The 20,050-nt window shown below is 67.4% G+C and carries 21 protein-coding genes; 7 read left to right on the forward strand and 14 right to left on the reverse strand.

Annotated features, from left to right (window positions below; translation table 11 throughout):
• Position 1: 1 nt before the first annotated feature.
• From era to folK, 11 genes are all read right to left on the reverse strand, one after another.
• A complete protein-coding gene (gene era / locus ACWIDZ_RS01660) occupies positions 2-967 on the reverse strand; it encodes a GTPase Era (RefSeq protein ID WP_338578492.1) in 966 nt (321 codons plus the stop codon).
• Positions 964-1,680, reverse strand: coding sequence for a ribonuclease III (gene rnc / locus ACWIDZ_RS01665; protein WP_453988495.1), 717 nt, complete (start codon positions 1,678-1,680; stop codon positions 964-966). Before rnc ends, era begins: the two co-directional genes overlap by 4 nt.
• Entirely contained in the window at positions 1,680-2,606 is a 927-nt protein-coding gene (gene lepB / locus ACWIDZ_RS01670; RefSeq protein ID WP_291774434.1) for a signal peptidase I, read from the reverse strand. The genes rnc and lepB overlap by 1 nt, the downstream gene beginning before the upstream one ends.
• Before the next feature lie 112 nt (positions 2,607-2,718).
• Positions 2,719-3,120: a holo-ACP synthase gene (acpS, locus tag ACWIDZ_RS01675; RefSeq protein WP_134580531.1), complete on the reverse strand. Its 402-nt coding sequence runs from the start codon at positions 3,118-3,120 to the stop codon at positions 2,719-2,721.
• Complete coding sequence (locus ACWIDZ_RS01680; RefSeq protein WP_453988494.1) at positions 3,117-3,863, reverse strand: pyridoxine 5'-phosphate synthase; 747 nt, start codon at positions 3,861-3,863, stop codon at positions 3,117-3,119. Before ACWIDZ_RS01680 ends, acpS begins: the two co-directional genes overlap by 4 nt.
• 15 nt (positions 3,864-3,878) lie before the next feature.
• Entirely contained in the window at positions 3,879-4,463 is a 585-nt protein-coding gene (gene pyrE, locus ACWIDZ_RS01685; protein ID WP_046654221.1) for an orotate phosphoribosyltransferase, read from the reverse strand.
• A 45-nt stretch (positions 4,464-4,508) separates the two neighbouring features.
• Positions 4,509-5,288 carry an LOG family protein gene (locus tag ACWIDZ_RS01690; RefSeq protein ID WP_134580523.1) on the reverse strand — a complete coding sequence of 260 codons (780 nt, stop codon included), beginning with the start codon at positions 5,286-5,288 and terminating at the stop codon, positions 4,509-4,511.
• Between the two features lie 37 nt (positions 5,289-5,325).
• Positions 5,326-7,590 (reverse strand): RelA/SpoT family protein, encoded by a 2,265-nt coding sequence (locus ACWIDZ_RS01695; RefSeq protein ID WP_291774410.1) that lies wholly within the window; start codon positions 7,588-7,590, stop codon positions 5,326-5,328.
• A 59-nt stretch (positions 7,591-7,649) separates the two neighbouring features.
• Complete coding sequence (gene rpoZ, locus ACWIDZ_RS01700) at positions 7,650-8,009, reverse strand: DNA-directed RNA polymerase subunit omega (RefSeq protein ID WP_003165386.1); 360 nt, start codon at positions 8,007-8,009, stop codon at positions 7,650-7,652.
• A gap of 93 nt (positions 8,010-8,102) precedes the next feature.
• Positions 8,103-8,537 (reverse strand): cupin domain-containing protein, encoded by a 435-nt coding sequence (locus ACWIDZ_RS01705; protein WP_453988493.1) that lies wholly within the window; start codon positions 8,535-8,537, stop codon positions 8,103-8,105.
• A gap of 51 nt (positions 8,538-8,588) precedes the next feature.
• The gene (folK, locus tag ACWIDZ_RS01710) at positions 8,589-9,149 is read right to left on the reverse strand and encodes a 2-amino-4-hydroxy-6-hydroxymethyldihydropteridine diphosphokinase (protein ID WP_453988492.1); all 561 of its coding nucleotides are present in this window, start codon (positions 9,147-9,149) and stop codon (positions 8,589-8,591) included.
• A 22-nt stretch (positions 9,150-9,171) separates the two neighbouring features.
• Between folK and ACWIDZ_RS01715 the strand changes: the two genes are divergently transcribed.
• Together ACWIDZ_RS01715 and ACWIDZ_RS01720 are read left to right on the forward strand one after the other, a co-directional pair.
• Entirely contained in the window at positions 9,172-9,753 is a 582-nt protein-coding gene (locus tag ACWIDZ_RS01715) for a LabA-like NYN domain-containing protein (protein WP_291774399.1), read from the forward strand.
• Positions 9,750-10,406, forward strand: a complete 657-nt coding sequence (locus ACWIDZ_RS01720) for a uracil-DNA glycosylase (RefSeq protein WP_453988491.1) — start codon at positions 9,750-9,752, stop codon at positions 10,404-10,406. Before ACWIDZ_RS01715 ends, ACWIDZ_RS01720 begins: the two co-directional genes overlap by 4 nt.
• 4 nt (positions 10,407-10,410) lie before the next feature.
• Here the strand turns inward: ACWIDZ_RS01720 and ACWIDZ_RS01725 are convergent, their stop codons facing one another.
• Positions 10,411-11,622, reverse strand: coding sequence for an N-acetylmuramoyl-L-alanine amidase family protein (locus ACWIDZ_RS01725; protein WP_453988721.1), 1,212 nt, complete (start codon positions 11,620-11,622; stop codon positions 10,411-10,413).
• A gap of 453 nt (positions 11,623-12,075) precedes the next feature.
• On the opposite strand from ACWIDZ_RS01725, the gene ACWIDZ_RS01730 reads away from it, so the two are divergent.
• From ACWIDZ_RS01730 to ACWIDZ_RS01740, 3 genes are read left to right on the forward strand one after another with little or no spacing between them, the layout of a single operon-like run.
• Positions 12,076-14,796: an Rne/Rng family ribonuclease gene (locus ACWIDZ_RS01730; protein ID WP_453988490.1), complete on the forward strand. Its 2,721-nt coding sequence runs from the start codon at positions 12,076-12,078 to the stop codon at positions 14,794-14,796.
• 54 nt (positions 14,797-14,850) lie between these two features.
• Complete coding sequence (locus ACWIDZ_RS01735; protein WP_453988489.1) at positions 14,851-16,272, forward strand: M48 family metalloprotease; 1,422 nt, start codon at positions 14,851-14,853, stop codon at positions 16,270-16,272.
• A 39-nt stretch (positions 16,273-16,311) separates the two neighbouring features.
• The gene (locus ACWIDZ_RS01740; protein ID WP_453988488.1) at positions 16,312-17,142 is read left to right on the forward strand and encodes a thioredoxin domain-containing protein; all 831 of its coding nucleotides are present in this window, start codon (positions 16,312-16,314) and stop codon (positions 17,140-17,142) included.
• Between the two features lie 25 nt (positions 17,143-17,167).
• Here ACWIDZ_RS01740 and ACWIDZ_RS01745 read toward each other — a convergent pair whose 3' ends face one another.
• Together ACWIDZ_RS01745 and thiS are read right to left on the reverse strand one after the other, a co-directional pair.
• Positions 17,168-17,956 (reverse strand): thiazole synthase, encoded by a 789-nt coding sequence (locus ACWIDZ_RS01745; RefSeq protein ID WP_415289534.1) that lies wholly within the window; start codon positions 17,954-17,956, stop codon positions 17,168-17,170.
• A 229-nt stretch (positions 17,957-18,185) separates the two neighbouring features.
• The gene (thiS, locus tag ACWIDZ_RS01750) at positions 18,186-18,383 is read right to left on the reverse strand and encodes a sulfur carrier protein ThiS (protein ID WP_003168098.1); all 198 of its coding nucleotides are present in this window, start codon (positions 18,381-18,383) and stop codon (positions 18,186-18,188) included.
• Positions 18,384-19,067: 684 nt separating this feature from the next.
• Between thiS and aroQ the strand changes: the two genes are divergently transcribed.
• Complete coding sequence (gene aroQ, locus ACWIDZ_RS01755; protein WP_453988487.1) at positions 19,068-19,523, forward strand: type II 3-dehydroquinate dehydratase; 456 nt, start codon at positions 19,068-19,070, stop codon at positions 19,521-19,523.
• Positions 19,524-19,563: 40 nt separating this feature from the next.
• The gene (gene accB, locus ACWIDZ_RS01760; protein ID WP_343829543.1) at positions 19,564-20,049 is read left to right on the forward strand and encodes an acetyl-CoA carboxylase biotin carboxyl carrier protein; all 486 of its coding nucleotides are present in this window, start codon (positions 19,564-19,566) and stop codon (positions 20,047-20,049) included.
• Position 20,050: the final 1 nt, after the last annotated feature.

The following is a 20,050-nucleotide window of genomic DNA, read 5'->3' on the forward strand; positions in this document are numbered from 1 at the left end:
ACTAGACGTCAAACTCCAGGCCGAACTGGGCGTACAATGCCTTCGAGTCTTGCCACTTCGGATCGACTTTGACGGTCAAAAACAGGTGAACGGGGCGATCCAGTATCTCGATCAGCTCCTCTCGCGCCTTTTGGCCGATCCATTTCAGGGTCTGGCCGCCCTTGCCCAGCACGATCGGGCGCTGGCTTTCACGCTCGACATAGATGGTCTGTTCGATGCGCGCCGAGCCGTCGGCGCGGTCCTCGAAGCTGGTCGTCTCGACCGCCGCCGAATAGGGCAGTTCCTCGTGGACGCGCAGATACACCTTCTCTCGCGTGATCTCGGCGGCCAGAACGCGCAGCGGCACGTCCGCCGACTGGTCTTCGGGATAGAGCCACGGCCCCTCGGGCATAGCCTTGGCCAGACGGGCCTTCAGATCGTCCACGCCGTCGCCGCTGAGCGCCGAGATCATGAAGACCTCGGAATAGACGCCCGTTTCGAACAGGCGCTGCGACAGGGCCAGCAGGGTGTCCCGGCGCATCCCGTCGATCTTGTTCAGCGCCAGGATGACCTTGGTGTCGGTCGCCTTCAGATTGGCGATGATGGTCTCGGTGTCCTCGGCCGAGCGGCGGTCGGCGGGCGTGCCTTCGCGGCCTTCCGCGTCGATGTGCGACTGGGCGTCGACCAGGTGGACGACCACGTCGGCGTCCTGCGCCCCGGCCCAGGCCGAGGCGACCATGGCGCGGTCCAGACGGCGGCGCGGGGTGAAGACGCCGGGCGTATCCACCAGCACGATCTGGGCGTCGCCCTCGATGGCGATGCCCCGCACGGGAAAGCGCGTCGTCTGCACCTTCTGGGTGACGATGGAGACCTTGGAGCCCGTCAACCGGTTCACCAGCGTCGACTTGCCCGCATTGGGCGCGCCGATGATGGCGGCGAAGCCCGCGTGCTGGTTGCTGATCTCGGTGGTTTCGGGAGTTTCGGTCAAATCACGCCTTCACGTTTCAAAAGAGCGACGGCGGCGGCCTTTTCCGCCTCCTGTCGCGAACGCCCTTGGGCTCGGGCGGGTTCATAGCCGGTCACCGTCGCCTCGACCGTAAAGGTCGGCGCGTGGTCCGAACCGGTGCGCTGGACCACCGCATAGGTCGGCAGCGGACGGCCCTGGCCCTGCGCCCATTCTTGCAGGGCGGACTTGGGATTGGTGATGGCCGGCGCGGGAGGCGCCGCCAGTTCCTCGGCCCAGGCGCGCTCGAACACGGCCTGAGCCGCGATCAGGCCTCCGTCGCGATAGACGGCCGCCAGGATCGCCTCAACAGCATCGGCGATGACTCCGGCCTTTCTGCGGCCGCCGGTCTTGGTCTCGCCCGGAGACAGGCGCAGGGCGTCGCCGACGCCCAGCCGCTCGCCCACGCGAGCGCAGGCGCTCTTGTCCACCAGGGCGTGCAGGCGGGCCGACAGCCGCCCCTCATCCGCCGCAGGAAAGTCGCGCACCAGGCGGTCGGCCACCAGCAGGCCCAGCACCCGGTCGCCCAGGAACTCCAGCCGCTCGTTGTCGGCGGGAACCTGCGGGCCTGCGCCTTCGCCCACGCTGGAATGGGTCAGGGCGCGTTCCAGCAGCTCGGGCTCGGCGAAATCATGCCCCAGACGACGACGCAGGGCCCCCACGGCCTCGGCGCGCACGTTCGTGCGTCCGCCGGCCATCAGTCGAGGATCTTGAAGAACCGGCTGAAGCGCACATTGGCGAACCAGCTGACCGGGTTGAACAGCGAGGCGCCCGGCGTCCACGAGAACATGATGATCTCGGCCTTGCCGACAAGGTTCTCGGCCGGGACCATGCCCACGCCCGCCGACATCTCGACGCGGCTGTCGATCGAGTTGTCGCGGTTGTCGCCCATCATGAAATAGTGGCCCGCCGGAACCTCATACAGCGGCGTGTCGTCCAGATCGCCGCCGGGGCCGAAGTCCTGCGTCATGAAGCTCTTGCCGCCCGGCAGGGTCTCGCGCACCTGCGTCACCGAGCGCGGGCCGAACATGTCGGCCATCTGGGCGCGGCTGACCACCACGTCCTGCACCGGCGCGCCGTTGATGTAGAGCTTGTTGGCGATCATCTGCACCTTGTCGCCCGGCAGGCCGATCACGCGCTTGATGTAGTCGGTCTTGTTGTCGCGCGGCAGCTTGAACACGGCGATGTCGCCGCGCGCGGGCGCCTTGCCCAGGATGCGGCCGTTGAACACCGGCGGGCTGAATGGGATCGAGTGTTTGGAATAGCCGTACGACCACTTCGACACGACGATGTAGTCGCCTTCGTACAGGTTCGGCTCCATCGAGGCCGACGGGATGGTGAAGGGCTGGAACAGCAGCACACGCAGCACCAGCGCGATCAGCAGGGCGAAAACGACGGTCTTGATGATCTCGACCGTTTCGTTGCTCGCGGACTTTTCTTTCTTCACTCGCTTGGCCTTCCTGGAGCGCCGGGGCGCATAGATCGGGGTCTCGCTGTCGAGGGCTTCGGGGTCGTCCCCCATGTCGAAGGGCGCGTCGCCGTCGTCGCTCCAGATCGGCCGTTGGTCAGCCGGATCGAGGGCTGGATTGGCCGCTCCGCCGTTCGCCTTGGGGTCGTCGCTCATCGTCTGCTCGAATCCCCCGCCGAACGCGGGGTTTGAAGGTCGAGGCGTAGTCGCTGAAACCGCTGCGAGCAAGACTCTGGATGATGAAGGAACCGCAACCTTCGCGGCGGCGTCAGACCTTGGGCAGGGCCTCGATCACCACGAAAGCGAGCGCATAGGGATGTTCGTCGCTCAGGGTCAGATGGATGCGCGCCTCATGCCCCGGCGGGGTCAGGCGGGCCAGATGCTCGGCCGCGTGGCCGGTCAGGGCCAGGGTCGGCTGGCCGGACGGCAGGTTCACCACCCCCATGTCGCGCCAGTAGACGTCGGACCGCATCCCGGTGCCCAGGGCCTTGGCGCAGGCCTCCTTGGCGGCGAACCGCTTGGCGTAGCTCCACGCCGGATCGGCCTTGCGGTCCGAGCGGGTGCGCTCCAGTTCGGTGAAGACGCGCTGCTTGAAACGGTCGCCGAAGCGGTCCAGCGACGCCTGGATGCGCCGGATGTCCGACAGGTCGGCGCCGACGCCGATGATCATGACACGGCCTCGTCCATGGCCGCGCGCATCCGACGGATGGCGGCGTCCAGGCCGACGAAGACCGCTTCGCCGATCAGGAAGTGGCCGATATTCAGTTCGACGATCTCGCGGACTGCCAGAACCTCGCTCGCCGTCGCGAAGTCGAGGCCGTGCCCCGCATGGACCTCCAGCCCCAGAATGTCGGCCTGGGCGGCGGCGGCGGCCAGACGGTCGAACTCGACCGCGCGCTCGGCCGGGTCGGTCAGGTGGCAATAGCGGCCGGTGTGGAACTCGACCACCTGGGCGCCGACGGCGGCGGCGGCCTCGACCTGATCCTCGGACGGTTCGATGAACAGGCTGACGCGGATGCCGGCGTCGGACAGGGCCTTCACCACCGGGGCGATGCGCGCTTCGTGACCGGCGACGGCTAGACCGCCCTCGGTCGTCACTTCCTCGCGCCGTTCTGGCACTAGGCAGGCGGCGTGCGGGCGGTGGCGCAGGGCGATGGCCAGCATCTCCTCCGTCACCGCCATCTCGAAGTTCAGCGGCTTGTCCGCGCGGCGGCACAGGGCCGTCAGCACGTCGATGTCGGCGTCGGTGATGTGACGGCGGTCCTCGCGCAGGTGAGCGGTGATGCCGTCGGCGCCGGCCGCCAGCGCCGCCTCGGCCGCGCGGGCCGGATCGGGATGAGCGCCGCCGCGCGCGTTGCGGACCGTGGCGACGTGGTCGATATTGACGCCCAGACGAACCCGCTGACGCTTCATCCCGGTCTCTCTTCTCTACTTCGACAACCGGCGGCTGCCCGGATCCTCGACCGGCAGGGCGGCCAGTTCCGGCGGCAGGGCATCGGCCGGATAGGCCGGCACTTCCATCGAGGCCAGGGCGATCAGGGGCACGCCCACATCGACCTTGCCGCCCGAACGGTCGACGATGCAGGCGGCGGCGACGACTTCGCCACCCGCCTTCTGGATCGCAGCGATGCATTCGCGCGACGACAGGCCCGTGGTGACGATGTCCTCGACCATGACGATCTTCTCGCCCGGCTCGACCGAGAAGCCGCGACGCAGCTTGAACTCGCCGCCCTCGCGCTCGACGTACATGGAGCGGACGTTCAGATGCTTGGCCGTCTCATAGCCGGGGATGATGCCGCCGACGGCGGGCGAGATCGCCGCATCGACCGGGCCGACCGTGGCGACGATCTTTTCCGCCAGCGCCTTGCACAGACGCTCGCAGCGGGCGCCGTCCATGAAGACCAGGTTCTTCTGCAGGAAGACCGGGCTGTGCAGGCCGGACGAGAGGACGAAATGGCCTTCGCGCAGGGCGCCGGCGTCGCGGAATTCGTTGAGGACGTCTTCAGTGTTCATGAAAGCCGTCCTTAGACCCTGTGACGGCAGCCCTCAACCCGCGCCCTATTTGATGTCGCAGTTGGGCTTCAACCCGCCTTCCAGCAACCGGGTCCACACCGTCTCGGCGTCGTCGGCGAAGGCGAACAGCTCCATGTCCGACGCCTTCACCATGCCGTGCTCGATCAGGGCGTCGAAATTGATCACCGAGCGCCAGTAGGCCTCGTCGAACAGCACGATGGGGATGGGCGGCGCCTTGTCGGTCTGGCGCAGAGTCAGGATCTCGAACAGTTCGTCCAAGGTGCCGAAACCGCCGGGGAAGACCACCAGCGCATTGGCCCGCATGGCCAGGTGCATCTTGCGCATGGCGAAGTAGTGGAATTGGAACGTCAGTTCGGGCGTCGACCACGGGTTCGGGAACTGCTCGTGCGGCAGGGTGACGTTGAAGCCGATGGACGGCGCCCCGGCCTCGTGCGCGCCCTGGTTGGCGGCCTGCATGATGCCCGGTCCGCCGCCCGTGGCGATGACGTTGTCGCGCACCTCGCCCGGTTCGCCCCGGAAGGCGCCGCCGCGTTCGGAGGCGATGCGGCCGAACTCGCGCGCCTGCTCGTACCAATAGGCGTGGCGGCCGTCGCCGTTCACGCCGACACGGGCGCTGCCGAAGACCACGATGGTCGAACGCACGCCCCAGGCCTTCAGCGCCTGCTCGGCCTTCTCATACTCCATCAGGAAGCGCACGCCGCGCATCGACTCGCCCAGCAGGAAGTCCTGATCCAGGGCGGCCAGACGATAGGAGGGCGAGGCCATCTGGGCCTCATTGGCGAGCTTTTGTTGTTCGGGAGACATTACGACCTTTGAAAAAACTGATGGCGTCAGCGTCGGCTCAGCCGCGCGCGCGATCGACCGTATCGACGTAGGGATTGGCCCTCAGCGCCGCAATGATCATGGTGGCGTGGCGGGCGTCCTCGACCTCCACGTCGATGTTGACGTCATAGAAGTCGTGCTGACGGTGGGCCATCGACAGGTTCAGGATATTGCCGCCGGCCTCGCCGATGATGGAGGCCACCTGCCCCAGCACGCCGCGCGCATTGGTGAGGGTGGCGTGCAGCTTGACCGAGCCGACGGCGCTGCGCTCGGCCTGCGGCGTCCACTGCAGATCCTGCCAGACGGAATCGTCGTCGGCGAAATCGGCCAGGGTCTGGCAGTCGATGGTGTGGACCGTCAGCCCCTTGTCCGGCTCAAGAATGCCGACGATGCGGTCGCCCGGCACGGGCGAACAACACTGGCCGAAATGGATGCTGACGCCGGGCGTCAGACCGCCGCCGCGCACGAACAGACGCGGCGATTCCTCGCCGATGCGCTTGCGCTCCGGCCCGGCCTTCAGTTGCCCCTTCAGCGCCGGGAACAGGGTCTCGGCCACGCGCGTCGCGGTCAGGCGGCCGCGACCGATCGCGTCGAACATGTCTTCTTCAGACGGCATGGCGAAGGTCTTCAGCACCTCCGTCAGCTTGACGTCGGCCAGCGACTTGCCCGCCCGCTCCAGCGTCTGCTCCAGCGTCGTCTTGCCCAGGCGCACGAACTCTTCGCGCTCCGACGAGCGGATGAATCGACGGATGGCCGAGCGCGCCCGGCCCGTGACGGTCAGGCTGCGCCAGTCGGTGGGCGCCTCGCGCTTGGTCCCGCGGATGATCTCGACCACGTCGCCGTTCTGAAGCGCCGTGCGCATGGGCTTCAGCTCGCCGTTGATCTTGACCCCCACGGCCGTGTCGCCAACCTCGGTGTGGACAGCGTAGGCGAAATCCAGCGGCATCCCGCCGCGCGGCAGGGTGATCAGCGTCCCCTTGGGCGTGAAGACGAAGACCTGGTCCAGATACATTTCGAGCTTGGCGTGCTCGACCCAGTCCTCTCCCCCCTCTCCGTGCTCGATCACCTGAACCAGATGGCGCAGGTTCAGAAGGGGGTCGCGGCCGCCGTCAGCCTCCATCGCCTCACGGTCGAAGCCGTAGGACTGGTTCTTGTAGCGCCAGTGCGCCGCCACCCCGTCCTCGGCCACGCGATCCATGGCCTCGGTGCGGATCTGCATCTCGATGCGCAGGCCGCCCGGCCCGACCACCGTCGTGTGCAGGGACCGGTAGTTGTTCGACTTCGGCGTCGAGATGAAGTCCTTGAACCGCTCCGGCACCATCGGCCACGCGCGGTGAATGACGCCCAGGGCGCGATAGCAGTCGTCCTCGCTCTCGACGATGACGCGGAAGCCGTAGATGTCCGACAGGGACGAGAAGCCCACAGTCTTGCGCTGCAGCTTGCGCCAGATGGAATAGGGCGTCTTCTCCCGCCCCTTGACCCGCGCCTGGACGCCGGCCTCGGACAGGACGCGCTCGATCTCGGGCGAAACGGCCTCGATGGCGCTGCCGTTCTCGAGCTTCAGGGCTTCCAGACGACGCTGGATGGCGACGCGCGCCGTGGCGTTCAGATGCTCGAACGCCAGTTCTTCCAGCTCAGCGGCGATGGAGTGGATGCCGATCGACCGACCCAGCGGCGCATAGACTTCCAGCGTTTCGCGGCTGATGCGCTCGCGCTTCTCCGGCTTCACGAAGTGGAGGGTGCGCATGTTGTGCAGACGGTCGGCCAGCTTGACCAGCAGCACCCGCACGTCCCGGCTGATGGCCAGGATGAATTTGCGCAGGTTCTCGGCCTGACGCGTGTGCTCGGCCTGCAACTCCAGCCGCGACAGCTTGGTGACGCCTTCGACCAGGACGGCGATCTCCTCGCCGAACATCTCGGCGATGTCGTCGCGGGTGGCGGACGTGTCCTCGACCACGTCGTGCAGCAGGGCGGTGACGATGGTCGCCGTGTCCAGGCGGTAATCCGTCAGAATGCCCGCGACCTGGATCGGGTGGGCGAAATAGGGATCGCCCGAGGCCCGCAGCTGCGAGCCGTGCATCTTCATCGCATAGACATAGGCGCGGTTCAGCAGCGCCTCGTCGGCGGTCGGGTCATAGGCCTTGACCGCCTCGATCAGTTCGAACTGGCGCATGATCGGTGCGCGCTTGGTATCAGACAATGCAGGGCCTTCAGACGACTTCGGCGCCGCCTCGGAAAGAGACGACGCCGATGTCTTGTCCTGCAGATTCGCGGCGGGGTCCATCGGCGTGTCCGTCTGAGGTCGCGCCGCCCGTCTTGCTACCTTGGTGACCGGGTCGGCCGTCAGTAGCGCTCCTCCTGGCCCCCGTCGCGGTCGCTTTGCAGCGCGCGGATCAGTTCGGCCTCAGCCATGTTCATGTGCTGCGGCTCGGCCAGCAGGGCCACGACCTCGGCTTCGTCCTCGGCCTCGGTGCGTTCATCGACCCGTTGCAGGGTGGTGATGATGTTCTCGCGCAGTTCGTCCGGGGTGACGGTGTCCTCGGCCAGTTCGCGCAGGGCGACGACCGGGTTCTTGTCGTTGTCGCGGTCCAGCGTCAGCGGGGCGCCGTTGGCGATGTTGCGGGCGCGGTGACCGGCCAGCAGAACCAGACCAAAGCGGTTCGGCACCTTTTCGATGCAGTCTTCGACAGTGACGCGGGCCATGAATTTCCTCTGGCGGCAGGGAGAACCGCACAAAATATAGGGTGAAAGCTAATTGTGCAACGCCGCGAAGGCGGCATTGAGGCGGTTTTCCGGTCAATCCCGCCGCTTCGACAGCGGATAGGAGATGATCAGAACCAGATCCTCGTCCCCCGTCTGGCGAATGCCGACGACATTGCCGTCGTAAAGATAGGCCGCGTCGCCGGGTCCGACAACGGCATCCTTCCCGTCGCTGCTGACCACGCCGGCGCCGCTGACGACATAATAGACCTCGTCATGAGCGATGGGATGCAGGCCGATCGAGGCCCCCGCGTGCAGGACCCGCTTGCGGAACTCCATCGCCCGGTTCGGCACGCCGTCGCTGATGCGATAGGCCGTGCTCATGCCCGTCCCGTTATGCGGCGGCGGCTGCATCACGCGGACATCCGCCTCCCGCACGACCCGTCCGACGCCCGCAGGCGGCGAAGCGGGCGTCGCCCCGTCCTGGGCTGCCAGAAGGGCGGCCATCGTCATCAACAGGGCGAGGCTCATGTCATGTCTCCCGGTGTCATCGCCCCACCCTGCCCCGGCGACGCGTCGACATCAATGCGGCAAAGGCCGCGCATCGCGCCCCACGCCGGCGCGCTCCGCCAGGTCCTTCGCCGAGCCGCCGCAGACGGGATGCACCCACTCCGGCGCGACCTCCGCCAGCGGCCCCATGACGAACAGCCGGTCCGCCGCGCGCGGGTGCGGCAGGATCAGCCCGTTCAGATCCCCGCTGAGACGCCCATAGGCGATCAGGTCCAGATCCAGCGTCCGCGGCGCATTGCGCGCCGTCCGCACCCGGCCGAACAGATCCTCGATCCGCCCCAGGGTCCGCATCAGGGTCGGAGCGTCATGAGCGGTGCTTACCACGGCCACGCCGTTCAGGAACGGCGGATCAGTCGGATCGGGCCAGGCTTGCGACGACCACCAGGACGAACGAGCCAGAACATCCACGCCCTCGGCGCGGAATCGGGCCAGCGCCGCCTCCAGCGCCTCGACGCAGGACGACCAATCGCCCTTGTCATTGCAGCCCAGTGCGACGATGACTGCCGCGTCCAGATCGATGTCGGGCCGGGATTCCCCGACGGCGTCGGTCGGGACCTTCATTTTCTCGACCATATCGACGGACTCATTTTCGTTCATGACCGACCACCCCGACGACCGCATCGCCCTGTTCATCGACGGCGCCAACCTCTATTCGGCGGCGCGCGCCCTGAACTGCGACCTCGACTTCAAGAAGCTCTCCACCTGGTTCGTCGGCGAAGGCCGGCTGGTGCGCGCCTATTATTACACGGCCGTGGTCGAGGGCGAAGAATTCTCGCCTGTCCGTCCCCTCGTCGACTGGCTCGACTACAACGGCTTCACCGTCGTGACCAAACCGGTGAAGCGCTTCACCGACGCCCAGGGCCATAGCCGCACCAAGGGCAATATGGACATCGAGATCGCGGTCGACATGCTCGAGTTGGCGCCGCGTCTGGATCAGGCGGTGCTGTTCTCGGGCGACGGCGACTTCCGTCGTCTGGTCCAGGCGATGCAGGCCAAGGGCGTGCGCGTCACCGTCGTCTCGACGGTCAAGAGCCAGCCGCCCCAGATCTCCGACGACCTGCGCCGCCAGGCTGACGCCTTCATCGATCTGGCCGACATCATGAACCAGGTCGGCAAGCCCAAGGCTCCGATGAATCAAGGCGTGGCCCGCACCCTGGACCGGAGCGACCGCGCGTGAGCCCCCGACTGAGCGCCGAGTTGAATCCCGAGCCGCCCCGCGACTGTCCCCTGTGCCCGCGTCTGGTCGCCTACCGGGCCGAGAACGCGCGCCAGAACCCGGACTGGTGGAACGGCCCTGCGCCCTCCTTCGGCGATCCGAACGCACGGCTGCTGATCGCGGGATTGGCGCCGGGCCGCACCGGCGCTAACCGGACCGGACGCCCCTTCACCGGGGACCACGCCGGCTGGCTGCTGTACGACACGCTGAAGAAGACCGGTTTCGCCCAGGGCCGCTATGACCCGAACGGCGACGACGACCTGACGCTGGTCGACTGCATGATCACCAACGCCGTCCGCTGCGCCCCGCCTCAGAACAAGCCGACGGCGACGGAGGAGAATACGTGCCGCCCCTTCCTGGTGGATCGGCTGTCCGCCCTGCCCCGGCTGAAGGTGATCGTGACCCTGGGCGACGTGTCCCGGCGCAGCATCCTGCGCACCCTGGGCTATCCCGGCTCGGCCATTCCCGCCGGGCACGGGGTCGAGGGCAAGGTCGGTCCCTACACCCTGATCAACAGCTATCACTGCTCGCGACTCAACACGAACACCGGCCGACTGACGGCCGAGATGTTCGAGGATGTCTTCAGACGCGCAAAGGTCGCGCTGGAGGCCTGAGGCTTCAGCCCCCGGCGATGTCTCCGGCGACCATCACCGGCGCGGCCGGTTCGCGGAAGTAGCGGTCGATGCCCTCGGCGACCGAGCGCATCAGGCGACGGCGGGCGCGTTCGTCGCTCAGGACGCGCTCGTCTTCCGGGTTGGTGATGAAGCCCATCTCCAACAGGACGGCCGGAACGTCAGGCGCCAGCAGCACGGCCAGGCCCGCATCGCGGTGGCTGCGGCGCAGCAGGGGGTGGTTGTCCCCCTCGATATGGGTCAGCAGCACCCGCGCGAACTGGGCCGAGCGGTTCTGGGTGGCGCGCTGGGTCATGTCCAGCAGGATGCGGTCGACCGAGGCGTCGCGCCCCGGCAGGCGCAGGTCGCGTTGCCAGTCGTCGCCCTTGGTGAACTCGCGCACGGCGCGACCGGCGCCCTGTTCGGACAGGGTGTAGACGCTGGCGCCGCGCAGCGCCGGGTCCGCCCCCGCGTCGGCGTGCAGCGAGATGAACAAATCCGCTCCGGCGTCGCGGGCGATCTGCACCCGACGGCCGTGGATCACATAGACGTCGCCGTCGCGGGTCAGGCGCACGCGATAGCGGCCTGTGCGCTCCAGCGCCGCCTTGAGATCCCGAGCGGCGGCCAGGGTGACGGCCTTTTCCTGAACATGCTGGCCCTGGGCGCCGGGATCGCGGCCGCCGTGGCCGGCGTCGATGACGATCAGAGGCTTCTCGGCGCGGGCCTGTTCGCGACGCGGCGCGGCGACCGGAACCGCCGCAGCGGCGCCCGTGGCCTTCAGGTCGATGACATAGCGATAGTGGTCCACCCCGTCGCCGGGCGGCAGCAGGAAGCGACGCTCGATCTCGGCGCCGCGCGCCAGGTCCAGCCGCACGCGCGACGCGCCTGAGGCCGCGCTGACCTCATATCCGCGCACCAGGCCCGCGCCGCTGCCCTCCAGCCCCCGCGCCGGACTGACGCCCGCCAGGGACAGGATGACCCGTCCAGCCGAACCGTCCTCGATCACCTGACCGCGCGTCGAGCGTCCCAGATCCAGCACCACGCGAGTCCGCTGGGCGTCGCCGCCGAAGCGAAGACGCACGATCTCGCCGTCCGGACCGAAGGCCAGGCCCCGCGTCGCCGTGAACACGACAAGGCAGATGACGACGAACGCCAGGCCGGTCATCGACCATTCGCGCACGCCCCAACGGCTCAGATTGTCACGCCACCGACCCAACATCAGAGGGAAATCGCCCTGCAGTTTAGAGGCCAGCATGACCCCAGGGTTTAAGGATTTCGTTAAGACCTCTTACCGCCTCGGTTCTTTTATTTTCCGCAGCATATGCCTATTATCGGTTCCGCATGCGAACGATCGCGCCGCCCGTCATCTGTTCGGGATCAGGCGCGCCCTCCTCGCGGCGCTGAAACTTTCACCAATTCCGAGGATCGCGCGGCCTGGCCGTCGATCCGGAGATACGGGTTCGGGATGCGGCCTTGATCGGCGCGTTCGGACCCAGGACCGACAACCCAATGGGCCGACCCGCCTGCGCTCCCGAACGGCAAGATCATGCCGCTCTCGCTTTCAGCGAGGGGATGACGCGCGCCCTGGCTCCCATTTCCATTCGGCGAGCCGCCCCTATTCCCGCGACTGCGTTCGCGGCGCACGGCCTGGCGCGCCTGAGAGAGACCTTCAATGTCAAAAACCATGTTGATAGACGCGGCGCACGCGGAAGAAACCCGCGTCGCGATCGTGGACGGCCGCCAGGTTGAGGAATTCGATTTCGAATCCCGCGCGCGGCGCCAGCTTCGCGGCAACATCTATCTCGCCAAGGTCACCCGCGTAGAGCCCAGCCTGCAGGCCGCCTTCGTCGAATACGGCGGCAACCGCCACGGCTTCCTGGCCTTCAACGAAATCCACCCGGACTATTATCAGATCCCGGTCGCCGACCGCGAAGCCATCATGGCCGAAGCGCACGACGACGCGGACGAAGACGATCTGGGCCGTGAATCCGACGACGCCGATTCCGACGGCAAGCTGGCCGACGAGGAACGCCTGAAGCGTCGCCTGATGCGCCGCTACAAGATCCAGGACGTCATCAAGCGCCGCCAGATCCTGCTGGTGCAGGTCGTCAAGGACGAGCGCGGCGCCAAGGGCGCGGCCCTGACCACCTGGCTGTCGCTGGCCGGCCGCTACTGCGTGCTGATGCCGAACACCGGCAAGGGCGGCGGCATCAGCCGCAAGATCACCAACACCTCGGACCGTCGCCGGCTGAAATCCGCCGCCGCCGCGCTGAAGGTGCCGCAGGGCATGGGCCTGATCATCCGCACGGCGGGCGCCAAGCGCACCCGCGCCGAGATCAAGCGCGACTATGAATACCTGCTGCGCCTGTGGGAGACGATCCGCGAACTGACCCTGCGCTCCAACGCGCCGGCGATGATCCACGAGGAAGAGAACCTGGTCCGCCGCGCCGTGCGCGACATGTACGACAAGGACTTCGACGGCATTCAGGTCGAGGGCGTCGAGGGCTTCAAGCAGGCCCGCGACTTCATGCGCGTGCTGATGCCGTCCCAGGCCAAGAAGATCCACCTCTATCAGGGCTCGCGCCCGCTGTTCGCCTCGAACGGCATCGAAGAGGTGCTGACCCAGATTCACCAGCCGGTCGTGCCGCTGAAGTCGGGCGGCTATCTGGTCATCAACCAGACCGAGGCCCTGGTGGCCATCGACGTGAACTCGGGTCGCGCCACCAAGGAGCGCAACGTCGAGGCCACGGCGACCAAGACCAACATGGAAGCCGCGGTCGAGGCCGCCCGCCAGCTGCGCCTGCGCGACCTGGCCGGTCTGATCGTCATCGACTTCATCGACATGGACGAGGGCAAGAACAACCGCGCGGTCGAGAAGGCCCTCAAGGACGCCCTGGCGAAGGACCGTGCGCGCATCCAGATGGGCCGCATCTCCGGCTTCGGCCTGATGGAGATCAGCCGTCAGCGCCGCCGCCTAGGCGTGATCGAGGGCGCGACCGAGGTCTGCGAATGCTGCCAGGGCGCCGGGCGCGTCCGCTCGGCCGAATCGGCGGCCCTGACCACCCTGCGCGCCGTCGACATCGAGGCCGGCAAGAACGGCGCGGGGTCGGTGAACCTGCGCGTCTCGACCGCCGTGGCGCTGTATATCCTGAACCACAAGCGCGAATATCTGCAGTTCCTGCTGGAGCAGCGCGGCCTGAACGTCATCATCCAGATCGACGACAGCCTGGCCCAGGGCGAACACTCGATCGAGCGCACTGAAACGAACGAAGACTTCGTCGCGCCCGAAAGCCACATTGACCTGGCCGACCTCGACGACGGCTTCGACGACAGCGCCTATGACGACGAGGACGAAGACGCCGAGGACGAAGACGACTTCGGCGACGACGAGGACGAGGCCGATCTCGACCGCGAGGACGAGGACGACGACGAGGCTCGCGCCCGCTCCGAACAGGATGACGACAGCCGCGGCGGACGTCGCCGTCGCCGTCGCGGCGGACGTCGTGACGAGGAGGCCGAAGCCGCCGCTTCCGACGATGACGACGACAGCCGGGGCGGCCGCCGCCGCCGGGGCCGTCGCGGCGGTCGCCGGATGCGCGAGGAAGGCGAACGCGACGTCTACGCCTGGGTGCGCGGCCGCACGCCGTCGCTGCAGGACCCTTACGTCTGGTTCGATCCCATCAACCCGGCCGCGGCCCGCCCCGAACGCAAGGACGAGCGCCGGTCCGAGGCCGCCGGCGAGGAGACGGCTCAGGACATCAGCCTGGATCAAGTCGCCGTTTCCGAAGAAGGCCGCAACGGCCGCTCGCGCCGTCGTCGCGGTCGCGGCCGGGGTCGCGGTCAGGGCGAACTGGCCCACGAGACCAAGGTCGAGGACCGCGCGGTCAACGAGGGGCTGCCGCCCGTCGGCTCGCCCGATACGCCGATCGCCGTGGTGATCGAAGGCGAAACGACCGAGGCGCCTGCCGCCGAAGCCGCTCCGACCGTCGAACAGGCCGAAGCGCCCAAGCGCCGCCGCGTGCGCCGCAAGGTCAACGCCGCCGCCGTGAAAGAGACGCCTGAAACCGCCCCGGCCGAGGTCGAAGCCGAGCCGATCGCCGCCGAACAGCCAGTGGTGACTGAACTGCCGGTCGTTGCTGAACTGGATGTGCCGCCCGCCGTGGCCGCCCGCGTCGAACAGGCCATCGAGGAAGCCCTCGAAGAGGCCTTGGGCGAAGCGGCTCCGGCCGAAGCCCCGGTCGTCGTCGACGCTGTCGTCGAAGAGGCCGTCGTCCTGGCCGAGCCGGCTGCGGCGCCGACGCCCGAGGTCGACATCGCCGCGATCATCGCCGACGATCCGAACCAGATCGTCGCCCCGCCCGCCAAGCCCAAGCGGGGCTGGTGGCGCCGTTGATCGGACACGATTAAGCTGGAAGCTGCGGGGGAGACTATCGCTCTGGAGTTCGTCATGACCAGGACGCCCCCCGCCGCAACCCGCATCCGGCGCCATCTGGCCGCCGGGCTCGGCACCCTTGCGGTGCTGGCCTCGGCCGCGTCAGCCCAGGCGCAGAGCCTGATCCGGGACACCGAGATCGAAGGCATCATCCATGAGTGGTCCGAGCCCGTGCTCGACGCCATGGGCCTGGACCCGAACGAGGTCGAAATCCTGCTGGTCAACGACAACGACCTGAACGCCTTCGCCACGCGCGGGCGGATCATGGGGTTGAACACCGGCCTGATCCTGCGGACCAAGAGTCCCAACCAGCTTCTGGGCGTGATCGCCCACGAGGCCGGCCATATCAAGAACCGCCACACCCTGCGTGACGGCGCCCAGAACGCCGGGATGCAGCCGATGATCATGACCATGGCGCTGGGCGCCCTGGCCGCGATCGCGGGCGCGCCGGACGCGGGCGCGGCTCTATTGGCCTCCAGCCAGTATTTCGGCACGCTCGGCGCCCTGCGCTACATGCAGAGCCAGGAAGGCGAGGCCGACATCACCGGCGCCCGCGCGTTGGAGCGCGCGGGGGAATCCGGGCGCGGCATGGTCGAGTTCTTCGAGAATTTCCGCGCGCAGGAAATCTTCTCGGATCAGCGCCGCTATCCCTACTTCCGCAGCCACCCTCTGTCCTCCCAGCGGATCGAGGCCCTGCGCCGCCCCGTCGAGGCCGCCTCCCACTACGACAAGCGCGACAGCGACGAGCGGATGGCCCAGCACGCCCTGGTCGTGGCCAAGATCCGCGCCTTCATGGACGCGCCCAACGCCACTTTGCGCGACTATCCGTTCAGCGACGTCACCCTGCCCGCCCGCTACGCCCGCGCCATCGCCTGGTATCGCGACGGCCAGACGCAGAAGGCGCTGGACGCGGTCGACGTCCTGTTGGCCGAACAGCCCGAAAATCCCTATTTCTGGGAGCTGAAGGGCCAGATCCTGTTCGAGGAAGGCCGCCCGGCCGAAGCCCTGGGCGCGCATGAGAAGTCGGTCGAGCTGAAGCCGGACGCCCCCCTGCTGCGCATCAACCTGGCCCACGCCCTGATCGAGACCAGCGACCCGACCCAGTTGGCCGAGGCCGAGAACCAGCTGAAGCGCGCCCTGGCGCTGGAGCCGGACAACACCATGGGCTGGCGTCTGCTGTCCCAGGCCTACGCCAGCCAGAACAAGGAGGGCGAGGCGCGTCTGGCCTCGGCCGAATACTGGTTCGCCCTGCGCCGCCCCGATCAGGCCGCCCAATTCGCCATGCGCGCCCGCGACATGCTGGACCGCAGCTCCATCGAATGGCGTCGCGCCACCGACATCGTCCTGGCGTCGGGCGCCACCGAAAAGGACATCATCGACGCCGAACGCCGCAACGAGCAGCGCAGCCGCTCCGGCGTCATCCCGCCCGGCGCCTGACGCCGAACCCGCCTTCTTTTTTCGCCTGACGAGACCTTGATGACCGACGCCCCCCCCCGATCTGGCCAGGAGCCCGGCCAGACGACCGATCAGCCTACCGTGACGCCGCCTGCCGCCGCCAAAAGCCGGTTCGCTCTGTCAGGAACGGTGCTGGGCGGCGCCGCCGTGGCCATGTCGGCGCTGGCCCTGGCCCTGTCGGCCGCCCCCTATCTGAGCGGGGGTTTCGGCGGCAAGGTGCGCGACTATCTGATCAGCAACCCTCAGGTGCTGGACGAAGTCCTGGCCGCGCGCGAGACGATGGAATCCCAGTCGCGCGTCCAGACCATCAACGCCGCCGCCGCCGCCAATCCGGCCCTGCTGGCCGCCGATCCGCGCGATCCGGCCTTTGGTCCCGCGAACGCCAAGGTGACGGTGATCGAATTCTTCGACTTCCGCTGCCCCGGCTGCAAGGCGGTGGCTCATGATTATCGCGCCCTGATGGCCGCCCACCCCGAGGTGCGTTTCGTCTTCAAGGACTGGCCGATTCTGGATCGCGGCGACGACGTGACCTCGCAGTACGCCGCCCGCGCCGCCCTGGCCGCGCATCAGCAGGGCAAGTATCTGGCCGTCTATGACGCCCTGATGGCCGAACGGGCGCTGGATCGCGCCGCCATCGACCGCATCCTGGCCGACAACGGCGTCGACATGGCCAAGGCCAACGCCGCCATCTCGGCCCCCGAGATGACGCGTCACGTCACCGACATCCACGCCTCGGCGGCGGCTCTGGGCCTGCAAGGCACGCCGACCTTCTTCATCAACGGCGTCGCCAGCCCCGGCATCGACCCGCGCGAGGTCGGCGCCCTGATCGAAGCGGCCAAGAAAAAGGGCTGACCTTCCGGTCAGCCCCCAAGCCTTCTCAGATCAGCCCCGCCAGCGGCGAGGACGGATCGGCGTAGAACCGCTTCTTCATCCGCCCCGCCAGATAGGATTCACGCCCGGCGATGACCGCGTGCTTCATGGCGCTGGCCATCAGCAGGGGATCGCGCGCCTCGGCGATGGCGGTGTTCATCAGCACGCCGTCGCAGCCCAGTTCCATGGCGATGGCCGCGTCCGACGCCGTGCCGACGCCTGCATCGACCAGCACCGGCACCTTGGACTGCTCGACGATCAGGCGGATGTTGATCGGGTTCTGCACCCCCAGGCCCGAGCCGATCGGCGCGCCCAGCGGCATGATGGCCACGGCGCCCGCGTCCTCCAGCTTGCGCGCATAGACCGGATCGTCGGTGCAATAGACCATCACCTCGAAGCCCTCGGCGGTCAGCAGCTTCAGCGACCGCAGGGTCTCCTCCATGTCGGGGAACAGGGTTTTGGGGTCCGCCAGAACCTCCAGCTTGACCAGGGTCCAGCCGCCCGCCTCACGCGCCAGACGCAGGGTCCGCACCGCATCCTCACCGGTGAAGCAGCCCGCCGTGTTCGGCAGATAGGTGTATTTCTTCGGATCGATGAAGTCCGTCAGCACCGGCTGGTTCGGATCGGTCAGGTTCACCCGGCGCACGGCCACGGTGACCATCTCGGCGCCCGAAGCCTCGGCCGCCGCCGCGTTCTGGGCGTAGTCGCGATACTTGCCGGTGCCCACGATCAGGCGCGAGTTGAAGGTGCGGCCGGCGACGGTCCAGTTGTCGGTGCGGGGAGCGGTGTCAGTCATGGTTTAGTGACCTAGCGCCGCCCGCCGCCGGGGGGAAGCGGCGTTGCGGGATTTGATGAGCTATCACGCCCTTCCCGCTTATTCTGCGCCCCCACACCCGTCATCTTCGGCCTTGTGCCGAGGATCCATAGACTCGAGGCAGGACGCTCAAAGCGCGGAGCCAAACTTTACGACCGGCGCGTGTCTCGATCCTCGGCACAAGGCCGAGGATGACGGCGGAGGTAGGGCCTCAGCCCCCGCCCACGAACTGCACCAGTTCGATCCTGTCGCCCTCTGCCAGCGCCGTCTCGCCGTGCAGCGAACGCGGCACGATCTCCAGATTGCGCTCGACCGCCACCTTCTTGGGGTCCAGCGACAACTCCTGAACCAAACCCAGAATGGTCGTGGCGGCGGTGTCCCGCGCCTCGCCGTTGACTTCGATACGCAAACTGTTCGCTCCAGAGGATGCAGGGTGGGCGTCAGATATGGGGATTTAGGCGCGAGACATCAAATGCACGGCCTCAGCCGCTTTCGACCCTTCGCAGACATCAAGAAACATGGTTCTTTAAGTTGATGGCACCTAGGCTGATCACGGCGGCTGCGCTTGGACTAGCACTTTCTGCGTGCTCGGACTTCAGGATAGAGGGCCGCTCACGTGAGTTCTCTGGCGTCTGGCTGTACGAGTTCGAAGGGTCTACATTTGTGGAAGGCGCAACCACGGTGCCAACACAACGTCCACCGTATAAAGCGACGGATTGGCTGGACCACCCGGCGGAACAAGAAATCCGCGTAGGAGAACCGGCCGATGAAAGCCTAAACTGCTATCCAGTCCAGCCATTTTTGGTCACCTTCATCGGATACAGGACACGCTACCTGTTTGGGTCGGGTCATCTGGGGCTGTGGCGCTCAGAGATCACTGTACAAAAGCCGATCTCAATTGAATCGCTCGGTCCCGCTTTTTGCTACACTAGCTGAGTCCGCTTTCTCCCCTTGGCGGACTTCCCCAAGGTCCGCTCCCAGTCTCAATCCTCCCCCTACGTCACCCTTTTTCCCCGCCCGCTTTGCGCCGCGCGCCACCTAGGCTACAACGCGCGCTCGATTCCGCGCGGCGGCGCGCCTGTTTTGCGAGCGAATGCCCGAAACTCTCACCCTGTATGTCCTGAACGGGCCGAACCTGAACCTGCTGGGGGTTCGGGAGCCGGATATCTATGGCCACGAGACCCTGGCCGACATTCAGGTCATGTGCGAGGCGGCGGCCCAAGGCGCGCGTGTCGTCTTCCGTCAGTCGAACCATGAAGGCCAGCTGGTCGACTGGATTCAGGAGGCTAGGGCCGAGGCCGACGCCCTGGTCATCAATCCGGCCGCCTTCACCCACACCTCGGTGGCCCTGCTGGACGCGCTGAAGACGCTGAGCATCCCCGTGGTCGAGTGCCACCTTTCGAACCCCGCCGCACGCGAGGCGTTTCGGCATCACTCCTATGTGTCCCTGGCCGCAACCGGCGTGATCGCCGGCTTCGGCCCCCGCAGCTATGAATTGGCCGTCCGGGCCGCTCTGGACCTGGCGCGCCGCGCCGGGGCCAAGGGCTGACCGCCGCGCGCCGTCTGAAGATCAAGTAGAAGAGACCCTCATGTCCGACGACAAGAACAAGAACATCGACGCCGATCTGGTCCGCAGCCTGGCCGACATCCTGAACGACACCGACCTGACCGAGATCGAGGTCGAGCGCGGCGATCTGAAGATCAAGGTGAAGCGCGAAGTCACCGTCGCCGCTGCTCCGATCCAGTACGCCGCCGCCCCGGCCCCGGTCGCCCACGCGGCTCCGGCGGCCGCCCCGGTCTCCATGCCGTCGGACCCGGCGACCATCGTCGCCCGCTCGGGCGAAGAGGTGAAGTCGCCGATGGTCGGCACCGCCTATCTGCAGCCCGCGCCGGGTTCGGACCCCTTCATCAAGACCGGCGACAAGGTCAAGAAGGGCCAGACCCTGCTGATCGTCGAGGCCATGAAGACGATGAACCCGATCCAGGCGCCGCGCGACGGCGTCGTGGCTGAAATCCTGGTGGGCGACGCCCAGCCGGTCGAGTTCGGCGAAGCCCTGGTCGTGCTGGAAGCCTGAG

The sequence above is a fragment of the Brevundimonas sp. NPDC055311 genome (assembly GCF_053645695.1).